Raw genomic sequence first — 15,305 nt, forward strand, 5'->3', positions numbered from 1 at the left:
GGTCAGTCCCTTCCGGTCGTGGGTTCGTTCTTGGGGGGACGCCCGTTCGCCTGCGGCTTGCCGCTTGCGGGCGGGGTGGTCGCCGGCGTCGCGGCCGCGGGGGCGACCGGAGCGGGCGGCTGCTGCTGGCCGGGCGCGGGCGGCAGGACCGCGTCGCGCGGGTCGGTGCGCGGCGGTTCGACCACCACGCCGACCGTGTCCAGGCTGGTGAACTTCACGAACGGCTTGACCTCGACGGTCTTGGTGAGCGCGCCGGGGGTGGCGCGGATCTCGGTGACCTCGCCGACCGGCACGCCGGGCACGAACGGCCGGCCGCCCTGCGACCCGAAGGTCACCAGCCGGTCGCCGGTCTTCACCTGCGCCTGTCCGTTGAGCAGCGAGAGCTTCATGGGCCGGTCGCCCTGGCCGGTGGTGATCCCTATTTCCATCGACCCGGCCATGCGCGAACCGACCGAGAAGCCGGGGTCGGTGGCGAGCAGCACGGTCGCGGTCATCGGCCCGACCGAGGTGACCCGGCCGACCAGTCCCTCGCCGTTGACCACCGTCATGTCCGGCTTGATGCCGTCGCCGCTGCCCGCATCGATGGTGACGGTCCAGGAGAAGCTCTGCGCCGCCCCGACCGCGACCACCCGGGCCGGCTTGATCTTGTACTGGCCCACCGCGGCGACCCGGAGGAGCCGGTCGAGTTCGGCGACCCGGTTGCGGTCCAGTTCGATGTTCTCCAACTCCTGGCGGAGCCGGGCGTTCTCCTGCTGCAGCTTCTTCTTCTCGTCCTCGTGGCTGCCCGCATCGCGTACGGCGTCGATGGCGCGGCCGATGGGGTCCACCGCGTCGGCGGTGGCCTCCTCGGCCGGTCCGAAGACCGCGGACGCCCAGTCCCGGACATGCGAGACGGGCGAGTTGCGGCCGCCGCGGATGTCCACGGTGATCAAGGCGAAGGAGATCGCGAGCAGCAGCACGAGGATCATGCGGCTGCGGCGGGTGTCCCTCACGATGTACCCCGCCCCTTTCCTCGCAGCCCTCGCGGCCTGTGAGACGTACGTGTCGAGTGGTCGGCAGTGCAGTCGGACGTGCGGCCGGCGGTACGGCCGGCGGCGGGAAGAGCGGTCAGCGGCGCGGCTGCGCGTCGAGGACCTGCTGCAGGGCCTCGTACTCCTCGACGCACTTGCCGGCGCCGAGGGCCACGGAGTCGAGCGGGTTGTCCGCGATGTGGATCGGCATGCCGGTCTCGGAGCGCAGGCGTTCGTCCAGGCCGCGCAGCAGCGCGCCGCCGCCGGTCAGCACGATGCCGCGGTCCATGACGTCGCCGGACAGTTCGGGCGGGCACTTGTCGAGGGTGGTCTTGACCGCGTCGATGATGGTGTTGACCGGTTCCTCGACGGCCTTGCGGACCTCGGCCGTCGAGATGACGATCGTCTTCGGCAGGCCGGAGACCAGGTCGCGCCCGCGGATCTCGCTGTGCGCGTCGTCGCCGAGGTCGTAGGCCGACCCGATCGACATCTTGATCTCCTCGGCACTGCGCTCGCCGAGCAGGAGCGAGTACTCCTTCTTCACGAAGTTGATGATCGCCTGGTCGAGTTCGTCGCCGGCGACGCGGATCGACTGCGCGGTGACGATACCGCCCAGCGAGATGACCGCGACCTCGGTGGTGCCGCCGCCGATGTCCACGACCATGTTGCCGGTCGCCTCGTGCACCGGCAGGCCGGCCCCGATCGCGGCGGCCATCGGCTCCTCGATGATGTGCACGCTGCGCGCGCCGGCCTGGCTGGACGCCTCGACCACCGCGCGGCGCTCGACCCCGGTGATGCCGCTCGGCACGCACACCACGACGCGCGGGCGCGCGAGGTAGCGGCGCCGGTGCACCTTGAGGATGAAGTAGCGCAGCATCCGCTCGGTGATCTCGAAGTCGGCGATGACGCCGTCCTTGAGCGGCCGGATCGCCACGATGTTGCCGGGCGTGCGGCCGATCATCTTCTTGGCCTCGGCACCGACCGCGAGGATGCCCCCGGTGCTGGTGTTCTTGGCCACCACGGACGGTTCGTTCAGCACGATGCCGCGGCCTCTGACGTACACCAGCGTGTTGGCCGTGCCGAGGTCGACCGCCATGTCACGACCGATGAACGACAAATTGTTCGCCATGAAGCAACCAGGGCCTTCCGGAGCTTTTTTCAGCCATGTTTCAGCCGTGAGGACGTGAACCGGCCTGCTGCACGCTGGCTGGGACCGGTCTCAATCGTAGGCGTGCCACGCCGAGCGGAACACCTGTCCACCACGATGACGTGATCATCGGACAGAAAGAGTTGCGCCACGCTCGCCAATGGTGTCTTTCTTAATTTTTCGTGCCTAATCGTCGCTCAAACGGCGCATTGCCCTCGGGTTTTCGGGCAGGCTGAGACCCCTGGCGCGTCCGGACCGCGGGTGACGCGTGTCGACCCGCGCGGCCGCCTCCGGGCCGCGCGGCGAAACCGGTGCGGAGGCGCTTACGCCAGGCCCGGGAAAAAGTTCTTGATCTCGCGCGCGGCCGACTCCGGGGAGTCCGATCCGTGCACAATGTTCTGCTGCGTCACGGTCGCCAGGTCGCCGCGGATGGTGCCCGGCGCCGCCTTGATCGGGTCGGTGGCGCCCGCCAGGGTGCGGAACGACTCGATGGCGCGCTCGCCTTCGACCACCAGGGCCACGGCCGGCGCGGAGGTCATGAACTCCACCAGGCTCGGGTAGAACGGCTTCCCGACGTGCTCCTCGTAGTGCCGCTCGATCGTCTCGCGGTCCATGACCCGCAGGTCGAGCGCGGCAAGGGTGAAGCCCTTGCGTTCGATCCGGCCGATGACCTCGCCGATCAGGCCGCGCGCGACACCGTCGGGCTTGACCAGGACAAGGGTGCGCTCGGACACAGGGGGACTCCTAAACGGTTGCCGACGTTGTGTTCAGTCCAACGTGCCGAGCCTATCCGGGGTCACGCTGCGGCCTTGCGCCGAAGGGCCTTCTTTTCAGGCCCGGGCGGCCTTGGCGGCGTCGATCGTTCGTCCCACCCGGACGCACGCGTACCAGATGCCGGCGAAGACCACGCCCACCACGAACATCATCGGGACCACGAAGCCGGCCGCGATCAGTGCGAACTGCAGGGCCCAGCCCGCCGGTACCGCCCAGGGCGCGGACAGCTTGCCGCACAGCAGGATGCACAGCAGTGCGGCCGGGCCGGCCACCGCCCACAGCAGCCCGGTGGAGATGTCGGTCAGCGACATCGCCACCAGCGCACCGAGGCAGATCACGATGGCCTCGCCGATCAGATGCGTCGAACACAGTGCACGCACCGGTCATCCCCTCCCTTGCCGTCCGCCGGTGAGCAGCACGCGGGCCTCGCCCACGGTCACCACCGACCCCGTGATGAGCACCGCCGCGCCGCCCAGGTCGCCTTCCTCCTCGGCGAGCCGCACCCCCGCGTCGATCGCGTCGTCCAGGCGCGGCACCACCTCGACGCGGTCGTCGCCGAAGATCTCCACGGCCAGCGCGGCCAGTTCGTCCACCGGCATGGCGCGCGGCAGGGAGTTCTGGGTCACCACGATCTCCGCGAAGACCGGCTCGAACGCCTCCAGGATGCCGCGCACGTCCTTGTCGGCCATCGCCGAGACCACGCCCACCAGGTGGGTGAAGTCGAAGGAGTCGCTGATCGCCTCGGCCGCGGTGCGGGCCCCGGCCGGGTTGTGCGCGGCGTCCAGGACCACCGTCGGGCTGCGCCGGACGATCTCCAGGCGGCCCGGCGAGGTGACGCCGGCGAACGCCTCGCGGACGATGTCGATGTCCAACTTGCCGGTGTAGTCCAGGCCGACGCGCTGCCCGGTGCCCACCCCGAAGAACGCCTCCACCGCGGCCAGCGCGACCGCGGCGTTGTGCGCCTGGTGCGCGCCGTGCAGCGGCAGGAAGATCTCCTCGTACTCGCCGCCGGACAGGCCGCGCAGCGTCAGCATCTGGCCGCCGACCGCGAGGTCGCGGCGCACCACACCGAACTCCATGCCCTCGCGGGCCACCGTGGCGCCGACCTCGACGCTGCGGCGCAGGAGCGTTTCGGCGGCCTCCAGCGGCTGCTGGGCCAGCACCGCGAGGGCGCCGGGCTTGATGATGCCGGCCTTCTCGCCGGCGATCTCGCCGGGCGTATTGCCGAGCTTGTCGGCGTGGTCGACCGCGATCGGGGTCACCACGGCGACCGCGCCGTCCGCGACGTTGGTGGCGTCCCAGGTTCCGCCCAGGCCCACTTCGACCACCGCGACGTCCACCGGGGCGTCCGCGAACGCGGCGTACGCCATGCCGGTGAGCACCTCGAAGAACGACATCGGGTGCGGCTGCGCGGCGTCGACCAGCTGCACGTACGGGAGGATGTCGCGGTACGTCTCGACGAAGCCCTCGGCGCTGATCGGCGCGCCGTCCAGCCCGATCCGCTCGGTCATCGACTCCACGTGCGGGCTGGTGTAGCGGCCGGTGCGCAGCGAGAACGCGCGCAGCAGCGCCTCGATCATGCGGGCCGTGGAGGTCTTGCCGTTGGTGCCGGTGACGTGGATGACCGGGTAGGAGCGCTGCGGTTCGCCGAGCACGTCCATCAGTGCGGCGATCCGGTCCGTGGACGGCTCCATCTTGGTCTCCGGCCAGCGGGCGACCAGCTCGGCCTCCACGGAGCGCAGGTCGGCGGCGGGGTCAGTCACGGGCGTTCACCGGTTCGTCGTCTTCGGGTGCGGTCCGTACGCGGGGGTCGTACGGAGGTGTTGCAGCGGGGCCGTGCGGGCGTGCCGTACGTGAGTCCGGGGCGGGACGGCCCCGGCACCGCGTCGCCGCGGTGCCGGGGACCGCCGTCAGCCCTGCGGCAGCCGGTCCAGCTGGCCGCCGATGCGCTCGATGTCCGCTTCCGCGGCCTCGAGTTGGCCGCGGACCTTGGCGACGACCTCGGCCGACGCCTTGCTCAGGAAGCCCTCGTTGGCGAGCTTCTTGGTGCACTGCTCCTTGACCTTCTCGGCCGCGGCGCGGTCCTTCTCCAGGCGCCGGCGCTCGGCCGGGACGTCGATCGCGCCGGACAGGTCCAGCTCCACCAGCGCGCCCGCGATGGGGAACGACGTGGCGGCGGCGAACCCTTCGGCGTCCGGCTCCAGCCGGGCCAGGGTGCGGATCGGCGCCTCGTGCGCGGCCAGCGCGGTGCCGGCCAGGGTGAGCCGGGCCGGGACCTTCTGGCCCGGCTTGAGGCCCTGCTCGCCGCGGAACCGGCGGACCTCGGTGACCACCTGCTGGAGCGTGGCGATCTCGGCCTCGGCGGCCGCGTCGCGGCGGCCTTCGGGCTGCGGCCAGGCCGCGACGACGAGCGACTCGCCGCCGGTGAGCGTGGTCCACAGCTCCTCGGTGACGAACGGCACGATCGGGTGCAGCAGGCGCAGCGTGACGTCCAGGACGTGGCCCAGGACGCGGCGGGTGGCCGCGGCCTCGGCACCGCCGGCCTGCAGGGTGATCTTGGACAGCTCGACGTACCAGTCGAAGACCTCGTCCCACGCGAAGTGGAACAGCGCATCGCTGAGCTTCGCGAACTGGTAGTCCTCGTACAGCGCGTCGACCTCGGCCACGGTGGCGTCCAGCCGGGAGAGGATCCACCGGTCGACGGTGGAGAGCTCCTCGGCGGGCGGCAGCGGGCCCTCGACGGTCGCGCCGTTCATGAGCGCGAAGCGGGTGGCGTTCCAGATCTTGTTGCAGAAGTTGCGCGAGCCCTGGACCCACTCTTCGCCGATCGGCACGTCGGTGCCCGGGTTGGCGCCGCGGGCCAGCGTGAAGCGCAGCGCGTCGGTGCCGTAGGCGTCCATCCAGTCCAGCGGGTCGACCGCGTTGCCGAAGGACTTCGACATCTTCTTGCCGAACTGGTCGCGGACCATGCCGTGCAGCGCGATGGTGTGGAACGGCGGGGTGCCGTCCATCGCGTACAGGCCGAACATCATCATCCGGGCGACCCAGAAGAAGAGGATGTCGTAGCCGGTGACCAGGACCGAGGTCGGGAAGAACTTCTGCAGGTCGGCGGTCTGCTCGGGCCAGCCGAGCGTGGAGAACGGCCACAGGCCGGAGGAGAACCAGGTGTCCAGGACGTCGTTGTCCTGCCGCCAGCCCTCGCCGGCCGGCGGCTGGTCGTCCGGGCCGACGCAGACGATCTCGCCCTCGGGGCCGTACCAGACCGGGATGCGGTGGCCCCACCACAGCTGGCGCGAGATGCACCAGTCGTGCAGGTTGTCGACCCAGCCGAAGTAGCGGGACTCCATCTCCTTCGGGTGGATCGCGACCCGGCCGTCGCGGACCGCGTCGCCGGCCGCCTGCGCGAGCGGGCCGACCTTGACCCACCACTGCATCGACTGGCGCGGCTCGATGGTGGTCTTGCAGCGCGAGCAGTGCCCGACGGAGTGGGTGTACGGGCGCTTCTCGGCGACGATGCGGCCGTCGGCGCGCAGCGCGGCGACGATCGCGGAGCGCGCCTCGAAGCGGTCCAGGCCCTGGAACGGGCCGTGCGCGGTGATGATCGCGCGCTCGTCGAGGACGGTGATGGACGGCAGCGCGTGGCGCTGGCCGATCTCGAAGTCGTTCGGGTCGTGCGCGGGGGTCACCTTGACCGCGCCGGTGCCGAACTCGGGGTCGACGTGCGCGTCCGCGACGACCGGGATGCGGCGGCCGGTGAGCGGGAGTTCGATCTCGGTGCCGACCAGGTGCCGGTAGCGCTCGTCGTCCGGGTGGACCGCGACGGCGGTGTCGCCGAGCATCGTCTCGGCGCGCGTGGTGGCCACGACGATGCTCGCATCGCCCTCGCCGTAGCGGATCGAGACCAGCTCGCCGTCGTCGTCCTGGTACTCGACCTCGATGTCGGAGATCGCGGTGAGGCAGCGCGGGCACCAGTTGATGATGCGCTCGGCCCGGTAGATCAGGCCGTCGTCGAAGAGGTTCTTGAAGATGGTCTGGACAGCGCGGCTCAGGCCCTCGTCCATGGTGAAGCGCTCGCGGCGCCAGTCGACGCCGTCGCCGAGGCGGCGCATCTGGCCCAGGATCTTGCCGCCGGACTCGGCCTTCCACTGCCAGACGCGCTCGATGAACGCCTCGCGGCCCAGGTCGTGCCGGGACAGGCCTTCCTTGGCCAGCTCGCGCTCGACGACGTTCTGGGTGGCGATGCCCGCGTGGTCCATGCCGGGCTGCCACAGCGTCTCGTAGCCCTGCATGCGCTTGCGGCGCGTCAGGCTGTCGATCAGCGTGTGCTCGAAGGCGTGGCCCAGGTGCAGCGACCCGGTGACGTTCGGCGGCGGGATGACGATCGTGTAGGCCGGCTTCTCGCTCTTCGCGTCCGCCTCGAAGTAGCCCGCGGCTACCCACCGCTCGTACAGCTTCGCCTCTACCTCGGTAGGGGCGTACTGGGACGAGAGGGTCTGCGCTTCGGCAGCGGCTGCGGGGGGAGAAGTCTCGGTCACAGTCCCCAAGTCTACGGAAGCCCGTGGCCCTGCTTCGCACCATATACACACGCACGGTGGATGCCGCCCGGCAGCGGCCTCCGGGCGCGTGCGGGGCAGGGTGCCGCGTATCGTCCGCGTCGCGGTCGCGGCAGTGCGGTCACCGCTGTGTCACCGCCGTGTCACCGGACCCCCTGCTGGCGGAAAACGGCTGGTGGGAGCGCTAATGTTCGGAACCGAGCCGGACGGACGGCCGACCCTGGGGGGCCATGGGACGGGCGTCGGGTGGAGCCGGCACACCGTCACTATTCCCTGGGGGGAACCACCGTGCGTACCCGTACTCCTGCCTCGGCAGTCAAGAAGGCCGCTCTCGTCGGCGCGCTGTTCGCCTCGCTGGCGCTCACCGCGTGCGAGATCCCGGGCAAGGACGACAAGAAGGCCGAGGCGTCCAAGAGCGCATCGGCGGAGCCGTCCGCAGCGCCGTCGGAGGAAGCCTCGGACGCGCCTGCCGAGTCCCCGAAGCCCAAGGACCCGACCGCCACGAAGCGGCCGACCAGCGCGGCGCCGACCAAGCAGGGCACGGCCGGACCCCGCGTCCTGGTCTCCGCGGCGCGCACCGGCGGGTACGAGCGGCTGACCGAGGACATGCTCTCGGTGCCGGTCGACCCGGGCGACATCGGCGAGGGCATGAACGTCGTGCTGGCGGCGTACGGCAAGACCCCGACCGGCGACCGCGAGGTGCTGTTCGAGGGCGTCAGCGGGCTCACCGCGATGGACGGCAAGCGGTTCGAGCACATGATCCGCGGCATGATCGAGTACGTGAACCTGGACGGCGGCAGCGTGCCCGAGGGCGCCGCCATGAAGTCGTACGACCCCGGACCGCTGGGCGGCACGCTGGAGTGCATGCCGGCGCAGGACGCGTACCCGGCGGCGATCTGCGGGTGGGCGGACAAGAACACGGTGGCGGTCGCGTACTTCGACAAGCTGTCCGCGGACGCGGCGGCGAAGAAGCTCGTCGAGATGCGCAGCGACCTGGAGAAGTAACGAGAAGTCATACGTCCGGGGCACGCGGCCCGCAGTGGTGGAGCGCGGCGGCCCCGGGTGGATACGGTGCGCGGGCAAGGACATTCCGGTCCTTGCCCGCACGCGTCTTCCGAGGTGCCCGTGTCGCACGAACCGCCGGCCGCGCCGGGCCCGCCTCCGGATGCCGCGGAGGATGCCGGGCTCCGCAGCCGTACGCGGCGGCACGGGGGCCTCGTCGCGGTGCTGGGCATCGCCGGGGCCGTCGCGCTGGTCCTGGGGCTGGTCGCGCTGATCGGCCGGGCCACCGAAACGGACGCCGAGGCCCCGAAGTTGGTGCTGCCGCCCGCTGCGGCCGGGCTGGTGCGCATGGACGAGACCGTCGACATGGCGCAGGTGCGCGGCAGGTTGGACGACCGGGGTGCGGCCGCCGCGTACGGGCGGGCCGGGGCCGCGCGCGCGGACGTGATCGTGGTGGTGGCGGCCGACCGGAGGTCCGGGGCGGCGGCCGGCAAACTCGACCGGTTCTACGCCGAACTGCGTTCCTCCGAAGCCCGTGTGGACCCCGCGCAGTTCCGGCGCGCGGACCCCGGGCCGGGGCGCGGTGTGCTGCAATGCCATCCCGTGGTCTACCCGGTGCAGAACCTCACGCTCGACATGTGCGTCTGGGCAGACGAGCATACGGTTGGTTCGGTGGTCGCCCTGCCCGGCGCGGACAACGTCGGCTCGATCGACGAACTGGCCCGGCTCACCCGGGACATGCGCGTCGATCTCGCGGCGGTGCGATAGCCGCCCCCGGGTGGGGGAAGGGGCAAGGGGGAGGGTGCCGGCATGACAGGAAACGACGCAGGACCGCCCGGCTGGCCGGGTCCGGCGGGCGGCGGACCGCAGCCGTATCCGCCTTCGGTGCCGCCCGGTGCCGGATACGGCGGTCCTCCGCCGCCCGGGTATCCGGCCGGGCCGACAGGTCCCACCGGGGCGGTCGGGCCCACGAACCCGTACGGCGCGACAGGGCCGTTCGGTCCGGGCGGCGGGAACTACCAGTTCCCGAACGCCCCGCGGCCGCCGTCGGCGAAGCGGACCGCGATCATCGCCGCGCTCGCCGGCACGCTGGTCGTGGTGGTGGCGGCCGCGCTGATCCTGGTGTTCATGCTCAAGGACGACGACGAGAAGAGCGGGAAGGCCGCCCCGACAAACTCCGCGACCTCCGGCAGGTTCGGTTCCTCGGGCGCGCCCGGCACGCCGACCGGGCCGACCGGGACCGCGCGGCCGACGGCCCGGCAACTGGCGCTGCCGCCCACCTTGGACGGCCGGCGGCCGATGGCCGAGTCCGACCTGCCCTCCGTGGTCGCGGATGTCCGGGACGTGTTCGCCCGGGACTTCGCCGATGTGGAGCTGTCGGTCTACGGGACCCGCAACAACCCGGACAGCATGCTCGCGCTCATCGGCACGAAGCAGTCCGTGCGCCCGTCCGACTTCGTGCGCGACTTCGTCCCGCAGACCGGGGCGCAGGAGCAGACCGTCACGTGGCGGCAGCCGGGCAAGGCGCGCTGCTGGGCCACCGAGAAGGCGGTCGCGTGCATGTGGGGCGACGACGCCCACCTGCTGTACGTCAGCAGCGTGCGGACGCCTGCGTACACCATCGGCCAGCTCGAGAAGATCTACCTGGGCCAGGCCTCCTGAACCGGCAGCCGGACGCGGCGCCCGGCCTGCCCACGGACATACGTCGGCCCCGTACCCCTCGCGGGGTACGGGGCCGACGTATGCGGTCCGCGGCCTGGTTCAGGCGCTCTTGTCGCGGCGCTCGCGCTTGACGATCTCGCGCGGCACCAGCGTGGGGTTGACGTGCTTGAGCACGACGTCGTGGGTGATGACGACGCGGGCGATGTCCTTGCGGGACGGCACCTCGTACATCACCGACATCAGGACCTCTTCCATGATGGCGCGCAGGCCGCGGGCACCGGTGCCGCGCAGGATCGCCTGGTCGGCGATGGCCTCCAGCGCCTCCATCTCGAAGTCCAGCTCGACGCCGTCCAGTTCGAAGAGCCGCCGGTACTGCTTGACCAGCGCGTTCTTCGGCTCGGTGAGGATCTGGATGAGCGCCTCGCGGTCCAGGTTGTGGACCGAGGTGAGCACCGGGAGGCGGCCGATGAACTCCGGGATCATGCCGTACTTGAGGAGGTCCTCCGGCATGACCTCGCCGAACGCGTCGGCGGTGTCGATGTCGCGCTTCGAGCGGATCTGAGCGCCGAAGCCGATGCCCTTCTTGCCGACCCGGCCCTCGATGATGCGCTCCAGACCGGCGAACGCGCCGCCCACGATGAACAGCACGTTCGTCGTGTCGATCTGGATGAACTCCTGGTGCGGGTGCTTGCGGCCGCCCTGCGGCGGGACGCTCGCGGTGGTGCCCTCGAGGATCTTCAGCAGCGCCTGCTGCACGCCCTCGCCGGACACGTCGCGGGTGATCGACGGGTTCTCGCTCTTGCGGGCGATCTTGTCGACCTCGTCGATGTAGATGATCCCGGTCTCGGCCTTCTTGACGTCGTAGTCGGCCGCCTGGATCAGCTTGAGCAGGATGTTCTCGACGTCCTCGCCGACGTAGCCGGCCTCGGTCAGCGCCGTGGCGTCGGCGATCGCGAACGGGACGTTGAGCATGCGCGCGAGGGTCTGGGCCAGCAGCGTCTTGCCGCAGCCGGTCGGGCCGAGCAGCAGGATGTTGGACTTGGCCAGCTCGACGCCGTCGCCGCCCTTGCCGCTCTCCCCCGCCTGCACGCGCTTGTAGTGGTTGTAGACCGCGACGGAGAGCGCCTTCTTGGCGACCTCCTGGCCCACCACGTAGCCGTCGAGGAACTCGCAGATCTCGCGCGGCTTGGGAAGCTCTTCGAACTTCAGCTCGGAGGACTCGGAGAGCTCCTCCTCGATGATCTCGTTGCACAGGTCGATGCACTCGTCGCAGATGTACACACCCGGACCGGCAATGAGCTTCTTCACCTGCTTCTGGCTCTTCCCGCAGAACGAGCACTTGAGCAGATCGCCACCGTCACCGATGCGTGCCACGAGGTGCATCTCCTTCGCCTGGGCTCCGGTGTAGAGAACCGGACCTGGTGCCTGGTCTTTCGACGGTACCCCGCCGCAATCGCCCGTCCCCCGGTTTTGCCCGCTCCGCCGTCAATTTGAGGGGATCAGCCCCCGGCTCGTACGGTCACGCGGCCCCGCGGGAGGGTCCATCGGCCGGTCGCGACACACCCGACCGGCCGATGCCCGCCGTCATCCTGCCGACCGGGGGGACTTCCGCGGGGAGGTGATCTCGTCGATGAGGCCGTACGCCAGCGCCTCTTCGGCGGTGAGGATCTTGTCCCGCTCGATGTCCTCGCGGACCTGGTCGATCGGACGATTGCTGTGCTTGGAAAGCATGTCCTCAAGGAGCGAACGCATGCGCATGATCTCGTTGGCCTGGATCTCCAGGTCCGACACCTGTGCACGTCCAGTTTCACTGTACGGCTGGTGGATGAGAATGCGGGAGTTCGGCAGCGCCATTCGCTTGCCGGGAGTGCCGGCCGCGAGCAGCACGGCGGCCGCGGAGGCCGCCTGGCCCATGCACACCGTCTGGATGTCGGGGCGCACGAACTGCATGGTGTCGTAGATCGCGGTCAGCGCGGTGAACGAGCCGCCCGGCGAGTTGATGTAGATGGAGATGTCGCGGTCCGGGTCCATCGACTCCAGCGTGAGGAGCTGGGCCATCACGTCGTTGGCCGACGTGTCGTCGATCTGGACGCCGAGGAAGATGATGCGCTCTTCGAAGAGCTTCGCGTACGGGTCGTACCGCTTGATGCCCTGCGAGGTGCGCTCTTCGAACTGCGGGACGATGTAGCGGCCGTCGGGGCGCCCGGTGTACAGCGACTGGGCGTCGGGCCGGGGGAACGGGAACGACAGGTCGGTCATGGGAATCAGGATCCTCCGGGACTGCTGCTTGGTGGCTCGGCGGCGGGGCAGGGCCCGTCGGATCAGCTCGCGCTGCCGTTGCTCGGCACCTCGCGGGCACTGGTGACCACGTGGTCCACGAGGCCGTAGTCCTTGGCCTCGGGCGCGGTGAACCAGCGGTCGCGGTCCGAGTCGCGGTCGATCTCCTCGTAGGTGCGGCCCGAGTGCTCGGCGATCAGCTCGGCCATGCGCTTCTTGAGCCGCAGCAGCTGCGCGGCCTGGATGCGGATGTCCGAGGCGGCACCGCCGAGGCCCGCGGAGGGCTGGTGCATGAGGATCTCGGTGTTGGCGAGCGCGATGCGCTTGCCCGGAGCACCGGCCGTCAGCAGGAACTGGCCCATCGAGGCGGCCAGGCCCATCGCGACGGTCGAGACGTCGTTGCTGATGAACTGCATGGTGTCGTAGATCGCCATGCCCGCCGTGACGGAGCCGCCCGGCGAGTTGATGTACAGCGAGATGTCCTTTTCCGGGTCTTCGGCGTTGAGCAGCAGCAGCTGCGCCGAGATCGCGTTCGCGATCTGGTCGTCCACCGGTGCGCCGAGGAAGATGATCCGCTCGCGCAGCAGCCGGTTGTAGACCTGGTCGTCGAGCCCCATACCGCCCTGGGGTGCGCGCATGGCGGGCACCGCGAGTCCCGGAGTCACGATCTGCGGATTCGTCACGTATCCACCTGCTCGTTTCCGACGGCAACCCGAGCCGTCCTGAAGTCGACCTTGCGGGGCCATCCGATCGAGGCGAGTCCGGCCCAAGTGCGGCTCGGCTGCCTGGTGATGTCCCCTCGTACAGCGACCCTAACGCGCTGATCCGCCGTGGCCATCCCCGACGCCGGGCTGTTCGCCCACAGCGCATCGGTCCGGTTTCCGGGCGGGAAGCGGCACCGATGGGCTAGACCGCGCCTGCCCGGCCGGGGCGGTCCGGCAGGCGCGTATGCACGAGGGCCCGGCCGCATCGCTGCGGCCGGGCCCGCGTGCACGGGCGGCCGGGCGTCAGGCCCGGCCGCCGATGACCTGCGGTGCTCAGTGGTCGTGGTGCTCGTGGCCCTCGTCGTCCGCGTGCAGGTCCTTGGCCAAGTCGACCTCGTTGCCCGACGCGTCAGTGGCCTTGGCGGCCTTGGCGATGATGTCCAGCGCCTTGCCGCGGGCGACCTCGCCGACCAGCACCGGCACGTAGCCGGCCTGCATGACCTGCTGCGCGAACTGGTCCGGGCTCATGCCGGACTGCTGCGCGCGGGCGATCAGGTGCTGGGTCAGCTCGTCCTGGTTGACCGAGATCTGCTCCTTCTTGACGACCTCGTCGAGCAGGAACTGGACGCGCATGCCCTTGGCGACGGTCTCCTCGAGCTCCGCGTCGTAGGCCTCGGCGGTCTGACCCTGGATCTCGAGCCACTTCTCGAGCGAGACGCCCATCATCGAGAGCTGCTGGCCGAGCTGCTCCTTGCGCTGCTCGATCTCCTCGGCGACGACCTTCTCGGGCAGCGGGACCTCGACGAGCTCCAGGAGCTTCTCGAGGACCTTGTCGCGGCCGTCGTTGATCTGGTCGTGCGCCTTGGTGTGCTCCAGGCGGCCCTTGATGCTGTCCTTGAGCTCGTCGAGCGTGTCGAACTCGCTCGCCAGCTGCGCGAAGTCGTCGTCCAGCTCGGGCAGTTCCTTGACCTTCACAGAGGTGACCTTGACGGTGACCTCGGCGTTCTGGCCCTCGCCGCTGCCGCCCTTGAGCTCGGTGCTGAAGGTCTTGGTCTCGTCGGCCGACAGGCCGGTCACGGCCTCGTCCAGGCCGTCGATCATCGTGTCGCTGCCGACCACGTAGGACATGCCGGTGGCGACGCCGTCCTCGAGGACCTCGCCGTCGACCTTGGCCTCCAGGTCGAGGACGACGGTGTCGTCCTTCTCCGCGGCGCGCTCGACGACCTTGAGCGAGCCGAAGCGGTCGCGGAGCTGGTCGAGCTGCTCGGCGATGTCGTCGTCGCCGACCGCCAGGTCGTCGACCGAGACCTCGATGCCGTCGTACTCGGGCACCTCGATGACCGGGCGGGTGTCCACCTCGGCCACGAACTTCAGGTCCGCGCCGTTGGACAGCTCGCCGACCTCGGTGACCTCGGTGACCTCGGGCTGGCCCAGGACGCGCAGCTCGTTCTCCTCGACGGCCTTGCCGTAGGAGGAGGACAGGATGTCGTCGAAGGCCTCGACGAAGACGGCCTCGCGGCCGAAGCGCTGGTCGATGATGCGCGAGGGGATCTTGCCCTTGCGGAAGCCCGGCACCGTGATCGACTGGCTGATCTTCTTGTACGCCGCATCGAGGCTGGGCTTGAGCTCCTCGGAGGGAACCTCGACGGTGAGCCGAACCCGGGTGGGGTTCAGAGTCTCCACGGCGCTCTTCACGGTTGGGTCTCCTTGTTGCGGGCGGCTGAGAACTTCCGGCCAGATCGAATACGGGCGATACGTTTGTGTGGCAGTGCGCTGGGGGTCTCCGTCACCAGGACACATGGTCGGGGCGGGGAGACTCGAACTCCCGATCTCCTGCTCCCAAAGCAGGCGCGCTAGCCACTACGCTACGCCCCGTGGCGCTCGGAAGAGTCTAGAGGACGCCACGGTACAGTCTGCACTGCCTGCTGACGACGCCGTTGCACGCCTGTCCGCATGCGCCTCGTGCGATCCGGTACTCTATGGACCACGCGCACTGCCCCCGGCGGTGCGTTGCGACACATGCGGATGTAGCTCAATGGTAGAGCCTCAGTCTTCCAAACTGATTACGCGAGTTCGATTCTCGTCATCCGCTCCATACGAGTCGGGCCCAGCTCAGGGACGTTTTCCCTGGTCTGGGCCTGTTTCGTTGCTCGGGGTCTAACCGGGCTGCGTGCCC

General features: G+C 70.1%; 13 protein-coding genes and 2 tRNA genes. 4 read left to right on the forward strand and 11 right to left on the reverse strand.

Translation table 11 applies throughout. The annotated features are described in order from the left end of the window. Nucleotides 1-2: 2 nt before the first annotated feature. The 6 genes from mreC to LZ495_RS40720 form a co-directional block, all read right to left on the reverse strand. A complete protein-coding gene (gene mreC, locus LZ495_RS40695; RefSeq protein ID WP_235058278.1) occupies nt 3-992 on the reverse strand; it encodes a rod shape-determining protein MreC in 990 nt (329 codons plus the stop codon). 115 nt (nt 993-1,107) lie between these two features. After that, nucleotides 1,108-2,127, reverse strand: a complete 1,020-nt coding sequence (locus LZ495_RS40700) for a rod shape-determining protein (protein ID WP_284701878.1) — start codon at nt 2,125-2,127, stop codon at nt 1,108-1,110. A 353-nt stretch (nt 2,128-2,480) separates the two neighbouring features. Continuing rightward, nucleotides 2,481-2,891: a nucleoside-diphosphate kinase gene (gene ndk / locus LZ495_RS40705; RefSeq protein ID WP_235058280.1), complete on the reverse strand. Its 411-nt coding sequence runs from the start codon at nt 2,889-2,891 to the stop codon at nt 2,481-2,483. A 96-nt stretch (nt 2,892-2,987) separates the two neighbouring features. Then, nucleotides 2,988-3,311: a DUF4233 domain-containing protein gene (locus tag LZ495_RS40710; RefSeq protein ID WP_235058281.1), complete on the reverse strand. Its 324-nt coding sequence runs from the start codon at nt 3,309-3,311 to the stop codon at nt 2,988-2,990. Nucleotides 3,312-3,314: 3 nt separating this feature from the next. Beyond that, the gene (gene folC / locus LZ495_RS40715; RefSeq protein WP_235058282.1) at nt 3,315-4,694 is read right to left on the reverse strand and encodes a bifunctional tetrahydrofolate synthase/dihydrofolate synthase; all 1,380 of its coding nucleotides are present in this window, start codon (nt 4,692-4,694) and stop codon (nt 3,315-3,317) included. A gap of 147 nt (nt 4,695-4,841) precedes the next feature. Further along, nucleotides 4,842-7,466: a valine--tRNA ligase gene (locus tag LZ495_RS40720; RefSeq protein WP_235058283.1), complete on the reverse strand. Its 2,625-nt coding sequence runs from the start codon at nt 7,464-7,466 to the stop codon at nt 4,842-4,844. Between the two features lie 306 nt (nt 7,467-7,772). Between LZ495_RS40720 and LZ495_RS40725 the strand changes: the two genes are divergently transcribed. The 3 genes from LZ495_RS40725 to LZ495_RS40735 all read left to right on the forward strand — a co-directional run bounded on the left by LZ495_RS40725 (nt 7,773) and on the right by LZ495_RS40735 (nt 10,148). Then, nucleotides 7,773-8,489, forward strand: coding sequence for a hypothetical protein (locus LZ495_RS40725; RefSeq protein WP_235058284.1), 717 nt, complete (start codon nt 7,773-7,775; stop codon nt 8,487-8,489). Nucleotides 8,490-8,609: 120 nt separating this feature from the next. Further along, nucleotides 8,610-9,254 carry a hypothetical protein gene (locus LZ495_RS40730; RefSeq protein ID WP_235058285.1) on the forward strand — a complete coding sequence of 215 codons (645 nt, stop codon included), beginning with the start codon at nt 8,610-8,612 and terminating at the stop codon, nt 9,252-9,254. A gap of 42 nt (nt 9,255-9,296) precedes the next feature. After that, nucleotides 9,297-10,148: a flagellar basal body-associated FliL family protein gene (locus LZ495_RS40735; protein WP_235058286.1), complete on the forward strand. Its 852-nt coding sequence runs from the start codon at nt 9,297-9,299 to the stop codon at nt 10,146-10,148. A gap of 99 nt (nt 10,149-10,247) precedes the next feature. Here the strand turns inward: LZ495_RS40735 and clpX are convergent, their stop codons facing one another. The 5 genes from clpX to LZ495_RS40760 form a co-directional block, all read right to left on the reverse strand. Beyond that, nucleotides 10,248-11,522, reverse strand: a complete 1,275-nt coding sequence (gene clpX, locus LZ495_RS40740; protein ID WP_235058287.1) for an ATP-dependent Clp protease ATP-binding subunit ClpX — start codon at nt 11,520-11,522, stop codon at nt 10,248-10,250. A gap of 210 nt (nt 11,523-11,732) precedes the next feature. Next, nucleotides 11,733-12,407: an ATP-dependent Clp protease proteolytic subunit gene (locus LZ495_RS40745; protein ID WP_235058288.1), complete on the reverse strand. Its 675-nt coding sequence runs from the start codon at nt 12,405-12,407 to the stop codon at nt 11,733-11,735. Nucleotides 12,408-12,469: 62 nt separating this feature from the next. Next, entirely contained in the window at nt 12,470-13,171 is a 702-nt protein-coding gene (locus LZ495_RS40750; protein WP_372498716.1) for an ATP-dependent Clp protease proteolytic subunit, read from the reverse strand. Nucleotides 13,172-13,462: 291 nt separating this feature from the next. Continuing rightward, nucleotides 13,463-14,824, reverse strand: a complete 1,362-nt coding sequence (gene tig, locus LZ495_RS40755; RefSeq protein ID WP_235058289.1) for a trigger factor — start codon at nt 14,822-14,824, stop codon at nt 13,463-13,465. A gap of 104 nt (nt 14,825-14,928) precedes the next feature. Further along, nucleotides 14,929-15,004: transfer RNA gene (locus LZ495_RS40760), tRNA-Pro, on the reverse strand. A 146-nt stretch (nt 15,005-15,150) separates the two neighbouring features. Between LZ495_RS40760 and LZ495_RS40765 the strand changes: the two genes are divergently transcribed. Beyond that, nucleotides 15,151-15,224, forward strand: a tRNA-Gly gene (locus tag LZ495_RS40765). Nucleotides 15,225-15,305 lie beyond the last annotated feature (81 nt).

This window comes from Yinghuangia soli (assembly GCF_021502675.1).
Lineage (GTDB): Bacteria > Actinomycetota > Actinomycetes > Streptomycetales > Streptomycetaceae > Yinghuangia > Yinghuangia soli.